Source organism: Streptococcus mitis (assembly GCF_026782895.1).
Classification (GTDB): domain Bacteria; phylum Bacillota; class Bacilli; order Lactobacillales; family Streptococcaceae; genus Streptococcus; species Streptococcus mitis_CB.
On sequence record NZ_JAKUXJ010000004.1, the window covers coordinates 190,039 to 206,556 of the forward strand.

Here is a 16,518-nt window from a genome sequence, read left to right on the forward strand (position 1 = left end):
CCGTAACCTCCACCTGATTGGGTTGGGGGAGTCGGAGGAGTGTTGTTAGAAGGTCTAAAATTGTTTAGGTCATTGAAGAAATCACCAAAAGGATCAAAGTCACGATTGTTCAAATCTGTCATACCTTTGAAGAGACTATTATTAGGATCTGTTTTGATAATCTTATAGCAGTTTTGACAGAGGTCAATTTGTTTTTGCTTTCCATTAAGATTGGTATAAAGATGAATTGTTGAGTCGTTTATTTTACAGTTTTGACAAAGCATACATCTACCTCATTTCTTTCTTTAGGCTGACCCGTTTAAAGGTCAAAAATAGTCAAATTTCTATACTCTCATTATAACAGGATTGGGGTGTAAAGCAAGTAAAAAGATTGCAGCTTTGAGAAGTTGTTATAATGAAAATTTTTGTGAATTTGGACTAAAAAAATCCTATTTGTGAGACAAAAAGGATTTTGGTTAGACATGCAGGGTGTAACCCAGCTTGTTTTGTATTAGTAAAGGAGTTCGTAAATCTCCATTGCAATCAAGTCAATGCTGTCAAACGTATAAGTTTCGCGAGCTTCGACATCACGAAGGGTAAAGATTGAGCCGTTTTCTTCGTCGTGGCTGTATGCAACTTCTGCAACAACAACTCCTTCGCGTTCAAAATTACGTTTTAAATTTCCGCCGTCTTTTGCCATTGCTTCAAGGCGGTTGATGATTCTAACCAAATGTGATTCCATTTTGATTCTCCTTCATTTCTTATCGTTACTATTTTACCATAAAGGAGGCCAAATTGACTAGAAAAAACTAAGATTTCTCGCTAATTCTACCAGCTGAAAGATTTTTTGAATAAATTAGACAAAAGATTTGAATTTTAATTCAATTCATGTTATAATCATACAGTATTCTATTTTAGAAAGCAGTGTGACTATGAATTTTTCTTTTTTACCAAAGTATTTACCTTATTTTAACTATGGGGCTGTCGTGACGGTTCTCATTTCTATCTGTGTTGTCTTTTTGGGAACTATTTTGGGGGTTGTCTTGGCTTTTGGGCAACGTTCAAAGTTTAAACCGCTTGTTTGGCTTGCCAACTTATACGTTTGGATTTTCCGCGGGACACCGATGATGGTTCAGATTATGATTGCCTTTGCCCTTATGCACATCAATGCTCCGACTATTCAGGTTGGGATTTTGGGTGTTGATCTTTCTCGTCTGATTCCAGGGATTTTGATTATCTCAATGAACAGTGGTGCTTATGTTTCTGAGACTGTTCGTGCCGGAATTAATGCGGTTCCTAAGGGGCAGTTAGAGGCGGCCTATTCTTTAGGGATTCGTCCTAAAAATGCGATGCGCTATGTGATTTTGCCACAAGCTATCAAAAATATTTTGCCAGCATTGGGGAACGAATTTATCACTATTATCAAGGATAGTTCCCTCTTATCAGCTATCGGTGTCATGGAGTTGTGGAATGGGGCTACAACAGTTTCTACAACAACCTATCTACCTTTAACACCACTTTTATTTGCAGCCTTTTATTACTTGATTATGACTTCTATTTTGACAGTAGCCTTGAAAGCTTTTGAAAAACGTATGGGACAAGGAGATAAAAAATAATGACAGAAACCTTGATAAAAATTGAAAATTTACATAAATCCTTTGGAAAGAATGAAGTATTGAAGGGCATCAACCTCGAGATTAAAAGAGGTGAAGTTGTTGTTATTATCGGTCCTTCAGGAAGCGGGAAATCTACCTTGCTTCGTTCTATGAATTTGTTGGAAGAAGCAACCAAAGGGAAGGTTATCTTTGAGGGAGTTGATATTACGGACAAGAAGAATGACCTCTTTGCCATGCGTGAGAAGATGGGGATGGTTTTCCAACAATTTAATCTCTTTCCTAATATGACTGTGATGGAAAATATCACCTTGTCTCCTATCAAGACTAAAGGTGAAAGGAAGGAAGTTGCAGAGAAGAGAGCTCAGGAACTTTTGGAAAAAGTTGGTTTACCAGATAAGGCAGCTGCTTATCCACAGAGTTTGTCAGGTGGGCAGCAACAGCGGATTGCTATTGCGCGAGGTTTAGCTATGGAACCTGATGTTTTGCTCTTTGACGAGCCAACTTCAGCTTTGGACCCTGAGATGGTTGGAGAAGTTCTGGCTGTTATGCAAGATCTTGCCAAGTCAGGGATGACTATGGTTATCGTAACACATGAGATGGGATTTGCTCGTGAAGTGGCAGACCGTGTCATCTTTATGGCAGACGGTGTGGTTGTTGAAGACGGAACACCAGAACAGATTTTTGAACAAACCCAAGAACAACGAACTAAGGACTTCTTGAGTAAGGTTTTATAAGTTAGCTTTGTGGAGCTATTTGTAGCTAGCATTACATGTAAAGTATAGATTAATGAAAAGCTCGACTCGAGCTTTTTCTTATAGTTTGAAACTATAAGATAGCCTAGGAAAGAAGTGTTAGAGGGGACCAACAGTTTTTGGTATAATGGAAGATATTTGAAAGAAAAGAGAAGTGATATGACACAGATTATTGATGGAAAGGCTCTAGCAGCTAAGTTACAAGGACAGCTGGCTGAAAAGACTGAAAGATTAAAGGAAGAAACGGGGCTATTACCTGGTTTGGTAGTGATTTTGGTTGGGGACAATCCTGCCAGCCAAGTCTACGTTCGGAACAAGGAGAGGTCAGCCCTTGCGGCTGGTTTCCGTAGTGAAGTTGTGCGAGTTCCAGATACCATTACTCAAGAGGAATTGTTAGACTTGATTGCCAAATACAATCAAGATCCAGCTTGGCATGGAATTTTGGTCCAGTTACCATTACCAAAACATATTGACGAAGAGGCAGTTTTATTAGCTATTGATCCTGAAAAGGACGTAGATGGTTTCCATCCCCTAAACATGGGGCGTCTTTGGTCTGGTCATCCAGTCATGATTCCTTCTACACCTGCAGGAATTATGGAAATGTTCCATGAATACGGGATTGACTTGGAAGGTAAAAATGCGGTCGTCATCGGTCGTTCCAATATTGTTGGAAAACCTATGGCCCAGCTTCTTTTGGCAAAGAATGCTACAGTGACTTTGACCCATTCACGTACTCATAATCTTGCCAAGGTGGCTGCTAAAGCAGATATTCTGGTTGTTGCAATCGGTCGTGCCAAGTTTGTGACTGCTGACTTTGTAAAACCAGGTGCAGTTGTCATCGATGTCGGGATGAACCGCGATGAAGATGGTAAGCTCTGTGGGGATGTTGATTATGAGGCAGTTGCCCCACTTGCTAGCCATATTACGCCAGTTCCTGGAGGTGTCGGTCCTATGACCATTACCATGCTGATGGAGCAAACCTATCAGGCAGCACTTCGGACATTGGATAGAAAATAAGAGAAACATTCGCTGAAGAGAGTGTATTTTCTATAACTATATTTAAAATGGCAGAAATGAATATTAAATTTTAGATATAAGATTACAAAAGGAGGTGTGTGCCTCCTTTTTGTTGTATAATGGAGTGAGGTGATTAGATGATTTTAAAAATTTATAATGGGGAGTATAGTTTACAATGGGATGGAATATACTACTTAGCACTAATTGATTATCCAAATATTCAAGAGTGGGAATTAGAAAAAATTGCTAAATTTATAGCTTACGAAAAACTTCATAAACGTCAAACAAGTATTGAGTGTGCTGATTCTTGTTTAAAAAAAGAAATTTTAGATTACATCTGTCAGCATCCCTTTCTGCCACCATTTACCCCTACAGATAAAAGAGTAGCCTCGACTTATGATCTACATAAGAGGTTAGTGACTTCAGACTACTGTAGTCATACTACGACTATAGATGCAGCGATTTCTATCTTTAAAACAGGTCAGCTCTTATCTGCTGTGAAAGCCTTTGGGCGAGATGCTGAGGAGTTGGTTTTGGATAGTAGAAATGCTGCATCGGATCCGATAGATTATTTTGACTATGTCATGTTAGGGTGGTCAAATACAAGTTCTGGTTATCGATTAGCGATGGAGCGTTTATTAGGTCGAGCTCCTTCAGAGAAAGAATTACAAGACAAGTTTATTCCTGGAGTGAGTTTTCATTTTATCTATACAGATTTGATTAAAGTTACTGGTTATATTTTTGATGGCTACCATGTTGCAAAAATTAAGGACATGTTGAATTTATTTAGTGAGTTGTATATTTGCATTATTCCAACTCATAATAAGAGCCAATTTGAAAATATTATTCCAACTAAAATACAAGATAGGGTGCATTATCTTGACTATGCTGGAGAAGACTTAGAAGAGTGGACTAAGAAAGTCTATCAAGTTGTTTTAAAACAATCAGATAAAGGATAGTTGAGGAAAAAACTATGAAAGTGATTGATCAAACCTTACTAGAAAAAGTCATTATTGAGCGTTCTCGTACCAGTCATAAAGGAGACTACGGTCGTCTGCTATTGCTTGGTGGGACTTATCCTTATGGTGGTGCCATTATCATGGCTACTTTAGCAGCTGTAAAAAGCGGTGCAGGATTGGTGACCGTCGGAACGGACAGGGAAAATATTCCAGCTCTGCACAGCCATTTACCTGAGGCTATGGCCTTTTCTCTTCAAGACCAGCAATTGTTACAAGAGCAATTGGAGAAGGCAGAAGTTGTCTTACTGGGACCTGGTTTACGAGACGATGCCTTTGGAGAAGATCTAGTCAAACAGGTCTTTGCTAGCTTAAAAAAGAATCAGATTTTGATTGTAGATGGGGGTGCTTTGACTATTCTTGCTAGGACAAGTTTGTCATTTCTGTCTAACCAGCTTATCCTAACTCCCCACCAAAAAGAGTGGGAAAAGCTGTCTGGTATTGCTATTGAGAATCAAAGCGAAGCTACAACCGCTAGTGCCCTGACTTCCTTGCATCAAGGAACAATTTTGGTGGAGAAAGGTCCAGCTACTCGTATTTGGCAAGTTGGCCAATCTGATTATTACCAGTTACAGGTTGGTGGTCCCTATCAGGCGACTGGGGGAATGGGAGATACTCTGGCTGGGATGATCGCAGGATTTGCAGGCCAATTTCGACAGGCCAGTCTCTACGAATGTGTGACAGTAGCGACCCATCTTCATTCAGCTATTGCTCAAGAACTAGCTCAAGAACATTATGTGGTCTTGCCGACGGAAATCAGCAGTCATCTTCCCAAAATAATGAAAAAAATATCTCAAAAAGGCACCTGATCGTTTCAGACGCCTTTATATCTTTTAGAAAAATCCTTTAATCTTTCCAACGAGGCCATCTAGACCTTCAGAACCAGAAATCAACTGCTGAGCTTGAGAGAAGTATTCTCCAAGCTGTTCTTGATTTTCTGCAACAAATGTTTTTGCAGCTTCGAAATCTTTTGTTTCGATTAGCTCTTTTACTTGATTAAACAAATCTAATGGGTTCATCCTATTTCTCCTTTTCTGTACTTAACTATTTAACCATCTTTATGATAAAAAATCAACTGTTGCTGCTTTTGGCTAGGACCTGTTTTATCTACAAGTTCTCATATCTAAGATTCTAACTACCAAAACAAGGTGGACATAAAAATAAAAATGTTCGGGTTTTTCTAGTGTATCCATGAAATAAAAACGGATACATGTTATAATAAAAGTAGCTCTTTAATGGAGGTGTTTGAGTGGAAAATCTGAAGAAAATGGCAGGCATCAAGGCTGCTGAGTTTGTCAATGATGGGATGGTTGTCGGACTGGGAACGGGTTCTACTGCCTATTATTTTGTCGAAGAAATCGGTCGTCGGATCAAGGAAGAAGGGTTGCAGATTACAGCTGTAACGACTTCTAGTGTGACTAGTAAACAGGCTGAAGGGCTTAATATCCCGCTCAAGTCTATTGACCAAGTAGACTTTGTCGATGTGACAGTCGACGGGGCGGATGAAGTGGATAGTCATTTTAATGGAATCAAAGGTGGTGGTGGTGCCCTTCTGATGGAGAAGGTTGTGGCAACGCCCTCAAAAGAATATATTTGGGTGGTGGATGAAAGCAAGCTGGTAGACAAACTAGGTGCTTTTAAATTGCCTGTGGAAGTGGTTCAGTATGGCGCAGAACAGGTCTTTCGTCGTTTTGAGCGAGCTGGCTACAAACCAAGTTTCCGTGAAAAAGACGGCCAACGTTTTGTGACCGATATGCAGAACTTTATCATTGACCTTGCCTTGGATGTCATTGAAGATCCAATTGCCTTCGGGCAAGAATTGGACCATGTCGTTGGCGTCGTGGAGCATGGCTTATTCAACCAAATGGTGGATAAGGTCATCGTTGCTGGACGAGATGGAGTTCAGATTTTAACTTCAACAAAAGCAAACTAATCTAAGTAATAAGGAGACATACTATGCCAAAATTTAATCGTATTCACTTGGTGGTACTAGATTCTGTAGGAATCGGTGCTGCACCAGATGCTAATAACTTTGTCAATGCAGGGGTTCCAGATGGAGCTTCTGACACACTGGGACACATTTCAAAAACAGTTGGTTTGAATGTCCCAAACATGGCTAAAATCGGTCTAGGAAATATTCCTCGAGAAACTCCTCTTAAGACTGTACCTGCAGAAAGCAATCCAACAGGATATGCAACAAAATTGGAAGAAGTATCTCTTGGTAAGGATACCATGACTGGACACTGGGAAATCATGGGCCTTAACATTACAGAACCTTTCGATACTTTCTGGAATGGATTCCCAGAAGAAATCTTGACGAAAATTGAAGAATTTTCAGGACGTAAGGTCATTCGTGAAGCCAACAAACCTTACTCAGGTACAGCTGTTATCGATGATTTTGGACCACGTCAAATGGAAACTGGAGAGTTGATTATCTATACTTCAGCTGATCCTGTTTTGCAAATTGCTGCCCACGAAGATATTATTCCTTTGGACGAATTGTACCGTATCTGTGAATACGCTCGTTCAATTACACTTGAGCGTCCTGCCCTTCTAGGTCGTATCATTGCCCGTCCTTATGTTGGTGAGCCTGGAAACTTCACTCGTACAGCAAACCGTCGTGACTTAGCCGTTTCTCCATTTGCACCGACTGTTTTGGATAAATTGAATGAAGCTGGTATCGATACTTACGCTGTTGGTAAAATCAATGATATATTTAACGGTGCTGGTATCAACCACGACATGGGCCATAACAAGTCAAATAGCCATGGAATTGATACACTATTGAAGACTATGGGCCTTGCTGAGTTTGAAAAAGGATTCTCCTTCACAAACTTAGTTGACTTTGATGCCCTTTACGGCCACCGTCGCAATGCTCATGGTTACCGTGATTGTTTGCATGAGTTTGATGAACGCTTGCCTGAAATTATCGCAGCCATGAGAGAGAATGACCTTCTCTTGATTACTGCGGATCACGGGAACGATCCAACTTACGCAGGAACAGACCACACTCGTGAATATATTCCATTATTGGCCTATAGCCCTGCCTTTAAAGGGAACGGTTTGCTACCAGTCGGACATTTTGCAGATATCTCAGCGACAGTTGCGGATAACTTTGGTGTTCAAACTGCCATGATTGGGGAAAGTTTCTTAGATAAATTGGTGTAAGATGACTCGCTATGCTTTGCTAGTGAGAGGCATCAATGTTGGTGGTAAGAATAAGGTCGTTATGGCGGAGATTCGTCAAGAATTGACAGACTTCGGACTGGAAAAGGTTGAGACCTACATCAACAGTGGCAATGTTTTCTTTACTTCGACAGACTCAAAATCCCAATTGATTGAAAAGTTAGAGGCTTTCTTTGAAGTCCGTTATCCATTTATTCAAAGTTTTTCTTTACTGAGTCAAGAAGACTATGAAGTAGAAGTGGAGAATCTACCAGCTTGGTGGACCAAAGATTTGGCACGAAAGGATGTCCTCTTTTACACGGAGGGATTGGATGTGGCTCAAGTCATTGAGACAGTTGAAAGTTTGGAATTGAAAGATGAAATCGTTCATTTTGGAAGACTTGGGATTTTCTGGGGGAAATTCTCTGAGGAATCCTTCTATGCAACTGCCTATCATAAGTACTTGCTCAAGATGCCTTTTTATCGCAACATCACCATTCGTACTGCCAAAACTTTTGACAAAATCGGTCAAATGCTAAAAAATAATAAAGGAGATACACAATGACATTTTTAGATAAGATCCAAGAAACAGCTGCTTTTCTGAAAAACAAGGGAATCCAAGCACCTGAGTTCGGTCTAATCCTTGGGTCAGGACTGGGAGAATTGGCAGAAGAAATCGAAAATCCAGTTGTAGTAGACTATGCTGAGATTCCAAACTGGGGCCGTTCAACAGTAGTCGGTCACGCTGGTAAATTAGTATATGGGGAACTGGCAGGTCGCAAGGTCTTAGCTCTTCAAGGGCGTTTCCATTTCTACGAAGGAAATCCTCTGGAAGTGGTGACATTCCCAGTTCGTGTCATGAAAGTTCTCGGATGTGAAGGTGTCATTGTAACCAATGCAGCTGGTGGTATTGGATTTGGTCCTGGTACCTTGATGGCTATCTCAGACCATATCAATATGACGGGGCAAAATCCATTGATGGGTGAAAACTTGGATGATTTTGGTCCTCGTTTCCCAGATATGTCTAAGGCCTACACACCAGAATACCGTGCTACTGCCCATGAAGTGGCTAAGAAACTTGGTATCAAGCTTGACGAAGGTGTTTATATCGGTGTTACTGGTCCGACTTATGAAACCCCAGCAGAAATTCGTGCCTATAAGACACTGGGAGCAGATGCAGTTGGTATGTCGACTGTTCCTGAAGTTATTGTGGCAGCCCACTCAGGCTTGAAAGTTCTGGGAATTTCATGTATTACTAACTTTGCAGCTGGATTCCAAGAAGAACTCAACCACGAAGAAGTTGTAGAAGTAACCGAACGTGTCAAAGGCGACTTCAAAGGCTTGCTTAAAGCGATTCTTGCAGAATTGTAATCATGTTAATAGAATTGAGGAGTATTTTTCGAAAAATCCCTTATAATTTTAGATTATTCATAGCAGTAATTCTGCAAGGAATAGTTTCGGGTTTATCTGGTATAGTTCTCCATTATCTTTTAGAGATGGTGGAGGAGCTAGCTTTTGGTCAGTCAGAGCATCATAGTGGATTTTTGACAGATGGAGTTTCCTCCTCACGGATAGGACTAAGTTTAATAATCGTGGGTCTTGGTTCATCCTTGGTCTGGTATTTCTTGCAAAAAGGGTCGAAGATTTATTCCATCAAAGCTCAGATGAAGGATGAGACTTCACAATACAAGCTTCATTTTCTAAAACAGCTATTTCATTCAATTTGGCAGATCATTGCAGTTGGAGGGGGAGCACCTATTGGCAAAGAAGCTGCACCACGAGAGATTGGAACTCTATTTGGAGGACAAATTGGAAAAATATGTATACTGTCTATGAAGGATCGTATCTTTCTCCTTGCTTGTGGTGCTGGTGCTGGTTTAGCGGCTGTTTATCAGGTTCCATTAACAAGTGTTTTCTTTGTTTTTGAAACTCTAGGAATTGCTCTATCTATTAAACGATTTGTCTTAGTCGGTTTGACTACCTATGTTTCAACCTATATAGCAGGCTTGGTTATTTCAGATCAGACTCTCTACCAGATTCCAGCCATCACATGGTCATTAAAGGAAATATGGATTATTCCCTTATTACTTCTTTTCTTAACCCCACTAGCTTGGCTTTTTGGTCGCTTAAGTAAGGCAGCGTCTTCAAACAGAATAAAAGATAAACGAATACTTCTCACATTGCCCTCAGCTTTTCTTTTTCTTGTTGGTCTTGCAAGTTCCTTTCCACATCTACTTGGCAATGGACGCATGATGGCTCAGGAAATTTTAAATGGTAGCAGTGGTCAAACAGTGCTTCTCATGTTTTTCCTAAAAGCAGTGGTCGTTCTTATTATCCTGTGGGCAGGGGCCTATGGTGGTACTCTTACACCATCTTTTGCCTTGGGGATGGCTGGAGCTGGTCTCTTGGGCGTGATTCTAGGTTTGGACAGTCAGCCAACCGTTTTACTTTTGGGATCTGTTTGCTTTTTATCTGTGACCTTGAGGGCACCCATTTCTGCAACCGGATTAGTTATAGGTTTCACTGGGCTAGGTATAGATTCTCTTCCGTATCTCTTAGTAACAGCTGTTTTAGCCTATGAATTTGCAAAAATGTTAGACCGCTTTCCTTGTGCTAGCATACTGTGTCAGAAGTCAAAGAATAAAGTAATTAGGTAGGAAATGCCCATTTCTTCTAGTTAAGGATTTAACTTAAAAGATTAAAAACTATTGTCAGTTTATCAATAACTGTTTTAATAAAAATGAAGTAGGCCTATTGGAATCTTGATTGAATCCGATTTTTCCTAGCTATGAAATATAAAAATAAAAAAGAAAGGTAGAGCGAGATGTTCTGATTTGAACACGAGCGGAAAACTTTTCATAACAATAAAAGAAAGGATGGGTTAACTGTATTCATTGAACTGAATACGGGAGGAGAACGGTGTAAAAAAGATAAACTGTCTAGCCTCTGAGATGCTTCGTCAGTTTTCTATTTTTACTTTGCTCTCTGTCGCTATCCTAAATATACAAAAAAGAAAGGTAGAGCGTGTGTTCTGATTTGAACACGAGCGGAAAACTTTTCTAAAAACTCAGAAGAGAAGGGAGTTCGGATTTGAATAAAAGCCGCTCTAATCTTCTCAATATCATCAAAATTAAGAAAGAAAGGAATTGAACCCACCCTAAAAGCAGTGGGAAAAAGATAGTTGGTCTAGCGAGCATCGCTCACTGCACCCAACTCCTATTTTCCCTTTGCTTTTTGACGGGTTTGGTATGTTATATTATGTCTATCCATATTGCTGCTCAGCAGGGTGAAATTGCTGATAAAATTCTTCTTCCTGGGGATCCTCTTCGTGCTAAGTTTATTGCGGGGAATTTCCTTGAAGATGCTGTTTGTTTTAACGAAGTGCGTAACATGTTTGGTTACACTGGTACTTTCAAGGGCCACCGTGTATCAGTCATGGGAACTGGGATGGGGATGCCATCTATTTCGATTTATGCGCGTGAGTTAATTGTTGACTACGGTGTGAAGAAATTGATTCGTGTGGGAACTGCTGGTTCTTTGAATGAAGATGTTCATGTCCGTGAATTGGTTTTGGCGCAGGCAGCTGCAACCAACTCTAACATCATCCGCAATGACTGGCCACAGTACGATTTCCCACAAATCGCTAGCTTTGATTTGTTGGATAAGGCTTATCATATTGCCAAAAATCTCGGTATGACAACTCATGTTGGGAACGTTTTGTCATCTGATGTCTTTTATTCAAACTACTTTGAAAAGAACATCGAACTTGGTAAATGGGGAGTCAAGGCTGTGGAAATGGAAGCAGCAGCTCTTTACTATCTTGCTGCTCAATACCATGTTGATGCCCTTTCTATCATGACTATTTCTGATAGTTTGGTCAATCCAGATGAAGACACGACTGCAGAAGAACGCCAAAATACCTTCACCGATATGATGAAGGTTGGTTTGGAAACCTTGATTGCAGAATAATTATAGCCAAAAAGGAAGCCCTTCTTTATGAATTGGAGGACTTCCTTTTCTTATCTAGAAATTGGTCTATCTCTTTTTGTGATCTGAGGATGACCACTTTATCTGGATAGTTTTTTTGAATCCACTTGTAGCGTTCCTTAGCGGATTTGCTCCGCCCATCCCAGAGAATCCAACGAATAAATTCCCAGTTGAATTGCTCGGGGCATCCCTTAGCCATACTTTCCCTGACCTTGCCTCGGTATGTGAGGTATCGTTTAAAGGCTCGAAAGAGACAGGTCAATGGCGAAAAATTAAGAAAGATGATTTGGTCAGCATCCTGCATTCTTTCCTCATAGAAACACCAAGAATAATTACCATCAATAACCCAAGCTTCATGCTTGGTGAGAAAATTTTTCATCTCATCCAACATCCATTCACGGTCACTGTTTTGCCAACCAGGTTGAAATTGGAGTGTGTCCATGTGAAGTTTTGGGATGGAGTAGCAGTGAGACAACTTTTCGGCTAGAGTTGACTTACCAGCACCAGAATATCCGATAATTGCGATTTTCATTTTCTACCTTTTCCTATTTGAGGACAAAAAAACAGCCTCTATGGACTGTTTCTTATTTAGCAAGTTTAGCTGAAAGACGAGCTTTGTCGCGGCTTGCTTTGTTTTTGTGAATCAAACCTTTAGTTTCTGCTTTATCGATAGCTGAGCTAGCAGCACGGAAAAGTTCTTCAGATGGGTTTGCTTCGAAAGCTTTGATAGCAGTACGCATAGCTGATTTTTGAGCTGAGTTCTTTTCGTTTTGTTTAACGTTCAATTCAGCGCGTTTGATAGCTGATTTAATGTTTGCCAATGTTCTTACCTCCATATTTACTAACTATACCATTATATCTGAAAACTTACGTTTTGACAAGGGAAAATTATTTTTTTAAGTAAATTTCATCGATTTCATGGTTCTTTGTTTTATGAAGAATCACTTCTGCACGATTTCTAGTTGGTTCAATATAATTTTGTAGATTTGTGAGATTGATACTGGTCCAGACCTGATGGGCAAAGGATTCCACTTCCCCAATCGGCATTTGTGTAAAACGATAATAGTAGCTATCAGGGTCGTTTTGGGCTAGGCTCAGCATCTTCAAGAAACGGTCCAGATACCAACTCTCGATGTCATCAACTGCAGCATCAACATAGATGGAAAAGTCAAAGAAGTCAGTAATGTAGAGACGCTCGTTTTGTGGATTTTGAAAGACATTTATTCCCTCAACAATGACAAAATCAGCAGCTTTGACGCTTTGCTTTTCCTCAGGTACGATGTCGTAGACTTCATGAGAATAGACAGGAATATCTACATCTTGTCCATTTTTGATGCGGTCTAAGAAGTTGAGAAGAGCTTCCATATCATAGCTTTCAGGAAATCCCTTACGATTTAGAATCCCTTGCTCAATCAAGGTCTGGTTGGGATAGAGAAAGCCATCAGTTGTTACCAACTCAACCCTAGCATCTGTAAGTGTACGGGACAGTAGGATTTGAAGTAGGCGACTGGTTGTGGATTTTCCAACGGCAACGCTCCCAGAAACCCCAATGATAAAAGGTTGAGATTTGCTTTCACGTTGAAGGAAAATCCCTTTTGAAAAGGCCAAATCGTCCTTGGTACGCTTGTAAATCTGGATGAGATGGGCTAGGGGAAGATAGACATCGGTAACATCCTGCAAGCTAATCTGGTCATTAAAACTCTTGATGGATTCTAATTCCTCTTCTGTCAAAGGAGGTGTTGTCTTTCGATGTAACGATTGCCAAGTCTGGCGGCTGATTTTTTCAAAATGTAAAAATTCGTTGGTCATAAGTTTGTCTTTCTGATTCGATATCTTAGTATAGCATATTTTGGGACTAAAAACATCTAGTATCTGATAGAAAAAGTTTCTTTCGATTAGAAAAATAATAACAAACTACATCGTATTGTCAAATTACTTGGAAACGATTTAATATTTCGTTAAATTATGGTAAAATAGTTTCATGAGTAAAATGTATTATGCAGAAAATCCTGACGCTGCTCACGATATTCATGAGTTGCGAGTAGAATTGTTGGGACAAAAAATGACCTTTTTAACGGATGCGGGTGTTTTTAGCAAGAAAATGGTTGATTTTGGAAGTCAACTCTTGCTCAAGTGTCTTGAGGTCAACCAAGGAGAAACTGTCCTTGATGTAGGCTGTGGTTACGGACCTTTGGGCTTGTCCTTAGCTAAGGCTTATGGAGTTCAGGCGACCATGGTCGACATCAACAATCGTGCCTTGGATTTGGCACGACAAAATGCTGAACGAAATAAAGTGGCAGCTACGATTTTCCAGTCTAACATCTATGAACAAGTTGAAGGGAAATTTGACCATGTCATTGCCAACCCCCCTATCCGTGCAGGTAAGCAAGTGGTTCATGAAATCATTGAGAAAAGTAAAGATTTCTTGGAAACTGGTGGGGATTTAACAATCGTTATCCAGAAGAAACAAGGGGCTCCAAGTGCCAAGTCCAAGATGGAAGATGTGTTTGGCAATTGTGAAATCGTCAAAAAAGATAAGGGATACTATATCCTTAGAAGTGTGAACGAATGAGAGCAGTTGATTTAATCCAAAAAAAACGAGACGGTCAAGAATTGACTTCGAGTGAAATTGAATGGCTGGTAGAAGGCTATGTGTCAGGAACTGTCCCTGATTATCAGATGTCTGCTTTTGCTATGGCTGTTTATTTCAAAGGAATGACGACTCGAGAAATCTCTGACCTAACTATGAAAATGGTTCAGACAGGGCAAGAGTTTGATTTATCCGCTATTGATGGGGTTAAGGTTGACAAGCATTCTACGGGTGGTGTTGGTGATAAGGTGACCTTGATTTTAGCTCCTCTTGTTGCTAGCTTTGGTGTGCCTGTAGCAAAAATGAGTGGTCGTGGTCTCGGTCATACTGGCGGAACGATTGATAAATTGGAGTCCATTAAGGGCTATCAAGTAGAACGTAGTCAAGAGGATTTCATTAATCAAGTTCAGGACATTGGTGTATCTGTCATTGGGCAATCAGACCAGCTTGTCAAAGCGGATAAGCTTCTCTACGCCCTACGTGATGTGACCGCAACTGTTGACACGATTCCTTTGATTGCGAGTTCGGTGATGAGCAAGAAAATTGCGGCAGGGGCGGACGCTATTTTGCTAGACGTGACTGTCGGTGAGGGTGCCTTCATGAAGACGGTTGATGAGGCGCGTGAATTGGCTCAAACCATGGTGGAGCTTGGTAAGGCAGTTGGTCGAAAGACGGTAGCAGTCATTACGGATATGAGTCAGCCCTTGGGACGAGCGATTGGAAATCGTCTGGAGATCCTTGAAGCATTGGAGATTTTACAAGGGCAAGGCCGTCAGGATATTACCCACTTCATCTGTGAATTGGCTCAAATTATGCTTGGCTTGGCAAATGTAAATAAAACAGTTGAAGAAGTTCGCCAACATCTTGAAAATGGTAAGGCACTGGCTAAGTTTGAGGAAATGGTCCGAGCCCAAGGTGGAGACTTGGAAGACCTCTATCGTCCTGTAAATGTAGCCCATGTAGTGGAAATCCCTGCTCAGGAAACGGGTGTCATTTCAGCTCTTCCAGCTACGGAATTTGGGCTTTATGCTATGAGACTGGGGGCAGGCCGTGCAGTCAAGTCTGATGCCTTAGACTATGAAACAGGAATTGTTTTTGAAAAGAAAGTTGGAGATTCCGTTCAAAAGGGAGAAATTGTTGCAAAAGTATACACAAATGGAAAAATTTCTCCTCAGCTAGTTACAGATTTTCAAAAATATGTTAAAATAAATGATAGCGTGCAAAGTTTACGAGAAATTATAGAAATAATCTCATAAACTGCAGGAGAATCCGAATATGAAATTAAATAAATATATCGATCATACACTTTTGAAACAAGATGCGACAGAAAATCAAATTGATTGTTTGTTGTCTGAAGCTAGAGAGTATGATTTTGCCAGTGTTTGCGTTAATCCGACCTGGGTTGAACATGCTAAAAAAGGGCTTGAAGACACAGATGTCAAGGTCTGTACAGTAGTAGGTTTCCCTTTGGGGGCAACAACTTCAGCTGTGAAAGCTTTTGAAACCAAGGAAGCTATCCAAAATGGTGCAGATGAGATTGATATGGTGATCAATGTTGGAGCTCTCAAATCAGGTAATCTTGATTTGGTTGAGTTGGATATTCGCGCAGTAGTAGAAGCAAGTGGTGACAAGTTAGTGAAAGTCATTATTGAAGCTTGCCTTCTGACAGACCAAGAAAAAGTTGTGGCTTGCCAATTAGCTCAAAAAGCTGGAGCTGACTTTGTAAAAACTTCAACTGGCTTTTCAACTGGTGGTGCTACGGTAGCAGATGTTAGATTAATGCGTGAAACAGTTGGACCTGATATGGGAGTCAAGGCTGCTGGCGGAGCTCGTTCTTATGCAGATGCTCTTGCCTTTGTGGAAGCTGGGGCGACCCGTATTGGAACGTCAGCTGGGGTAGCCATTTTAAAAGGAGAATTGGCTAATGGCGACTACTGAGTTGATTGAACTAGCAATTGAAACAAGCAAGAAAGCCTATGTGCCCTATTCTCACTTTCCTATCGGAGCAGTTTTAGTAGCCAAAGACGGAACTGTTTATACGGGAGTGAATATCGAAAATGCTAGCTATCCTTTGACCAATTGCGGAGAGAGAACAGCGATTTTTAAAGCAGTTTCCGAAGGGCAAAGAGAATTTTCAGAGCTGATTGTTTATGGTCAAACTGAAAAACCGATTTCACCATGTGGTGCTTGTCGCCAAGTAATGGTCGAATTTTTTGAACAAGATCTAAAAGTGACCTTAGTCGCAAAAGATAAATCGACGGTCGAGATGACGGTCGGGGAATTACTTCCATACTCTTTTACAGACTTAAATTAGTCTGAGTCGCTCTCTGAGTGGCACGGTCCTTGTGGCCAACCAATCCATACTTGCAACATCGTTGCACATCTTATTTAGGAGG

20 protein-coding genes and 1 pseudogene are annotated in these 16,518 nt (G+C 40.6%); 15 read left to right on the top strand and 6 right to left on the bottom strand.

Annotated features, from left to right (window positions below; genetic code table 11):
• Together MK480_RS05090 and MK480_RS05095 are read right to left on the bottom strand one after the other, a co-directional pair.
• Window positions 1–263 (bottom strand): annotated as a pseudogene (locus MK480_RS05090) (ATP-dependent Clp protease ATP-binding subunit); the annotation flags it as partial.
• Between the two features lie 227 nt (window positions 264–490).
• Window positions 491–721, bottom strand: a complete 231-nt coding sequence (locus tag MK480_RS05095) for a DUF1797 family protein (RefSeq protein ID WP_000443570.1) — start codon at window positions 719–721, stop codon at window positions 491–493.
• A gap of 190 nt (window positions 722–911) precedes the next feature.
• On the opposite strand from MK480_RS05095, the gene MK480_RS05100 reads away from it, so the two are divergent.
• The 5 genes from MK480_RS05100 (at window position 912) to MK480_RS05120 (ending at window position 5,189) form a co-directional block, all read left to right on the top strand.
• Window positions 912–1,595: an amino acid ABC transporter permease gene (locus MK480_RS05100; protein WP_001011642.1), complete on the top strand. Its 684-nt coding sequence runs from the start codon at window positions 912–914 to the stop codon at window positions 1,593–1,595.
• Complete coding sequence (locus MK480_RS05105; protein WP_268707286.1) at window positions 1,595–2,329, top strand: amino acid ABC transporter ATP-binding protein; 735 nt, start codon at window positions 1,595–1,597, stop codon at window positions 2,327–2,329. Before MK480_RS05100 ends, MK480_RS05105 begins: the two co-directional genes overlap by 1 nt.
• Before the next feature lie 177 nt (window positions 2,330–2,506).
• The gene (locus MK480_RS05110; protein ID WP_268707287.1) at window positions 2,507–3,364 is read left to right on the top strand and encodes a bifunctional methylenetetrahydrofolate dehydrogenase/methenyltetrahydrofolate cyclohydrolase; all 858 of its coding nucleotides are present in this window, start codon (window positions 2,507–2,509) and stop codon (window positions 3,362–3,364) included.
• Window positions 3,365–3,501: 137 nt separating this feature from the next.
• Window positions 3,502–4,323: a hypothetical protein gene (locus tag MK480_RS05115; RefSeq protein WP_000601057.1), complete on the top strand. Its 822-nt coding sequence runs from the start codon at window positions 3,502–3,504 to the stop codon at window positions 4,321–4,323.
• 14 nt (window positions 4,324–4,337) lie between these two features.
• Complete coding sequence (locus MK480_RS05120; protein ID WP_268707288.1) at window positions 4,338–5,189, top strand: NAD(P)H-hydrate dehydratase; 852 nt, start codon at window positions 4,338–4,340, stop codon at window positions 5,187–5,189.
• A gap of 24 nt (window positions 5,190–5,213) precedes the next feature.
• Here the strand turns inward: MK480_RS05120 and MK480_RS05125 are convergent, their stop codons facing one another.
• Window positions 5,214–5,399, bottom strand: a complete 186-nt coding sequence (locus MK480_RS05125; protein ID WP_001068558.1) for a hypothetical protein — start codon at window positions 5,397–5,399, stop codon at window positions 5,214–5,216.
• Between the two features lie 230 nt (window positions 5,400–5,629).
• On the opposite strand from MK480_RS05125, the gene rpiA reads away from it, so the two are divergent.
• The 6 genes from rpiA (at window position 5,630) to deoD (ending at window position 11,514) form a co-directional block, all read left to right on the top strand.
• Entirely contained in the window at window positions 5,630–6,313 is a 684-nt protein-coding gene (gene rpiA / locus MK480_RS05130) for a ribose-5-phosphate isomerase RpiA (protein WP_261239679.1), read from the top strand.
• Window positions 6,314–6,336: 23 nt separating this feature from the next.
• Window positions 6,337–7,548, top strand: coding sequence for a phosphopentomutase (locus MK480_RS05135; protein ID WP_261239678.1), 1,212 nt, complete (start codon window positions 6,337–6,339; stop codon window positions 7,546–7,548).
• A 1-nt stretch (window position 7,549) separates the two neighbouring features.
• On the top strand, window positions 7,550–8,110 hold the full coding sequence (locus tag MK480_RS05140) for a DUF1697 domain-containing protein (protein ID WP_268707289.1): 561 nt from the start codon (window positions 7,550–7,552) through the stop codon (window positions 8,108–8,110).
• A complete protein-coding gene (locus MK480_RS05145) occupies window positions 8,107–8,916 on the top strand; it encodes a purine-nucleoside phosphorylase (RefSeq protein ID WP_268707290.1) in 810 nt (269 codons plus the stop codon). Before MK480_RS05140 ends, MK480_RS05145 begins: the two co-directional genes overlap by 4 nt.
• Before the next feature lie 2 nt (window positions 8,917–8,918).
• On the top strand, window positions 8,919–10,202 hold the full coding sequence (locus MK480_RS05150) for a chloride channel protein (RefSeq protein WP_268707291.1): 1,284 nt from the start codon (window positions 8,919–8,921) through the stop codon (window positions 10,200–10,202).
• A 601-nt stretch (window positions 10,203–10,803) separates the two neighbouring features.
• Window positions 10,804–11,514, top strand: a complete 711-nt coding sequence (gene deoD, locus MK480_RS05155) for a purine-nucleoside phosphorylase (protein WP_268707292.1) — start codon at window positions 10,804–10,806, stop codon at window positions 11,512–11,514.
• A 25-nt stretch (window positions 11,515–11,539) separates the two neighbouring features.
• Here the strand turns inward: deoD and MK480_RS05160 are convergent, their stop codons facing one another.
• From MK480_RS05160 to coaA, 3 genes are all read right to left on the bottom strand, one after another.
• Entirely contained in the window at window positions 11,540–12,064 is a 525-nt protein-coding gene (locus MK480_RS05160; protein WP_268707293.1) for a DNA topology modulation protein, read from the bottom strand.
• 52 nt (window positions 12,065–12,116) lie between these two features.
• Window positions 12,117–12,353 carry a 30S ribosomal protein S20 gene (gene rpsT, locus MK480_RS05165; protein ID WP_001274000.1) on the bottom strand — a complete coding sequence of 79 codons (237 nt, stop codon included), beginning with the start codon at window positions 12,351–12,353 and terminating at the stop codon, window positions 12,117–12,119.
• A gap of 67 nt (window positions 12,354–12,420) precedes the next feature.
• Window positions 12,421–13,341 carry a type I pantothenate kinase gene (gene coaA / locus MK480_RS05170; protein WP_124787327.1) on the bottom strand — a complete coding sequence of 307 codons (921 nt, stop codon included), beginning with the start codon at window positions 13,339–13,341 and terminating at the stop codon, window positions 12,421–12,423.
• Between the two features lie 172 nt (window positions 13,342–13,513).
• Here coaA and MK480_RS05175 point away from each other — a divergent pair, with 172 nt between their 5' ends.
• The 4 genes from MK480_RS05175 to MK480_RS05190 are packed head-to-tail and all read left to right on the top strand — an operon-like array spanning window position 13,514 to window position 16,436.
• Window positions 13,514–14,104, top strand: a complete 591-nt coding sequence (locus tag MK480_RS05175) for a class I SAM-dependent methyltransferase (RefSeq protein WP_326845940.1) — start codon at window positions 13,514–13,516, stop codon at window positions 14,102–14,104.
• Window positions 14,101–15,378: a pyrimidine-nucleoside phosphorylase gene (locus tag MK480_RS05180; RefSeq protein WP_261081920.1), complete on the top strand. Its 1,278-nt coding sequence runs from the start codon at window positions 14,101–14,103 to the stop codon at window positions 15,376–15,378. The genes MK480_RS05175 and MK480_RS05180 overlap by 4 nt, the downstream gene beginning before the upstream one ends.
• Window positions 15,379–15,397: 19 nt before the next feature.
• Complete coding sequence (gene deoC / locus MK480_RS05185; protein WP_261008803.1) at window positions 15,398–16,060, top strand: deoxyribose-phosphate aldolase; 663 nt, start codon at window positions 15,398–15,400, stop codon at window positions 16,058–16,060.
• The gene (locus tag MK480_RS05190) at window positions 16,047–16,436 is read left to right on the top strand and encodes a cytidine deaminase (RefSeq protein WP_261008802.1); all 390 of its coding nucleotides are present in this window, start codon (window positions 16,047–16,049) and stop codon (window positions 16,434–16,436) included. Before deoC ends, MK480_RS05190 begins: the two co-directional genes overlap by 14 nt.
• The last annotated feature ends 82 nt before the right edge of the window (window positions 16,437–16,518 follow it).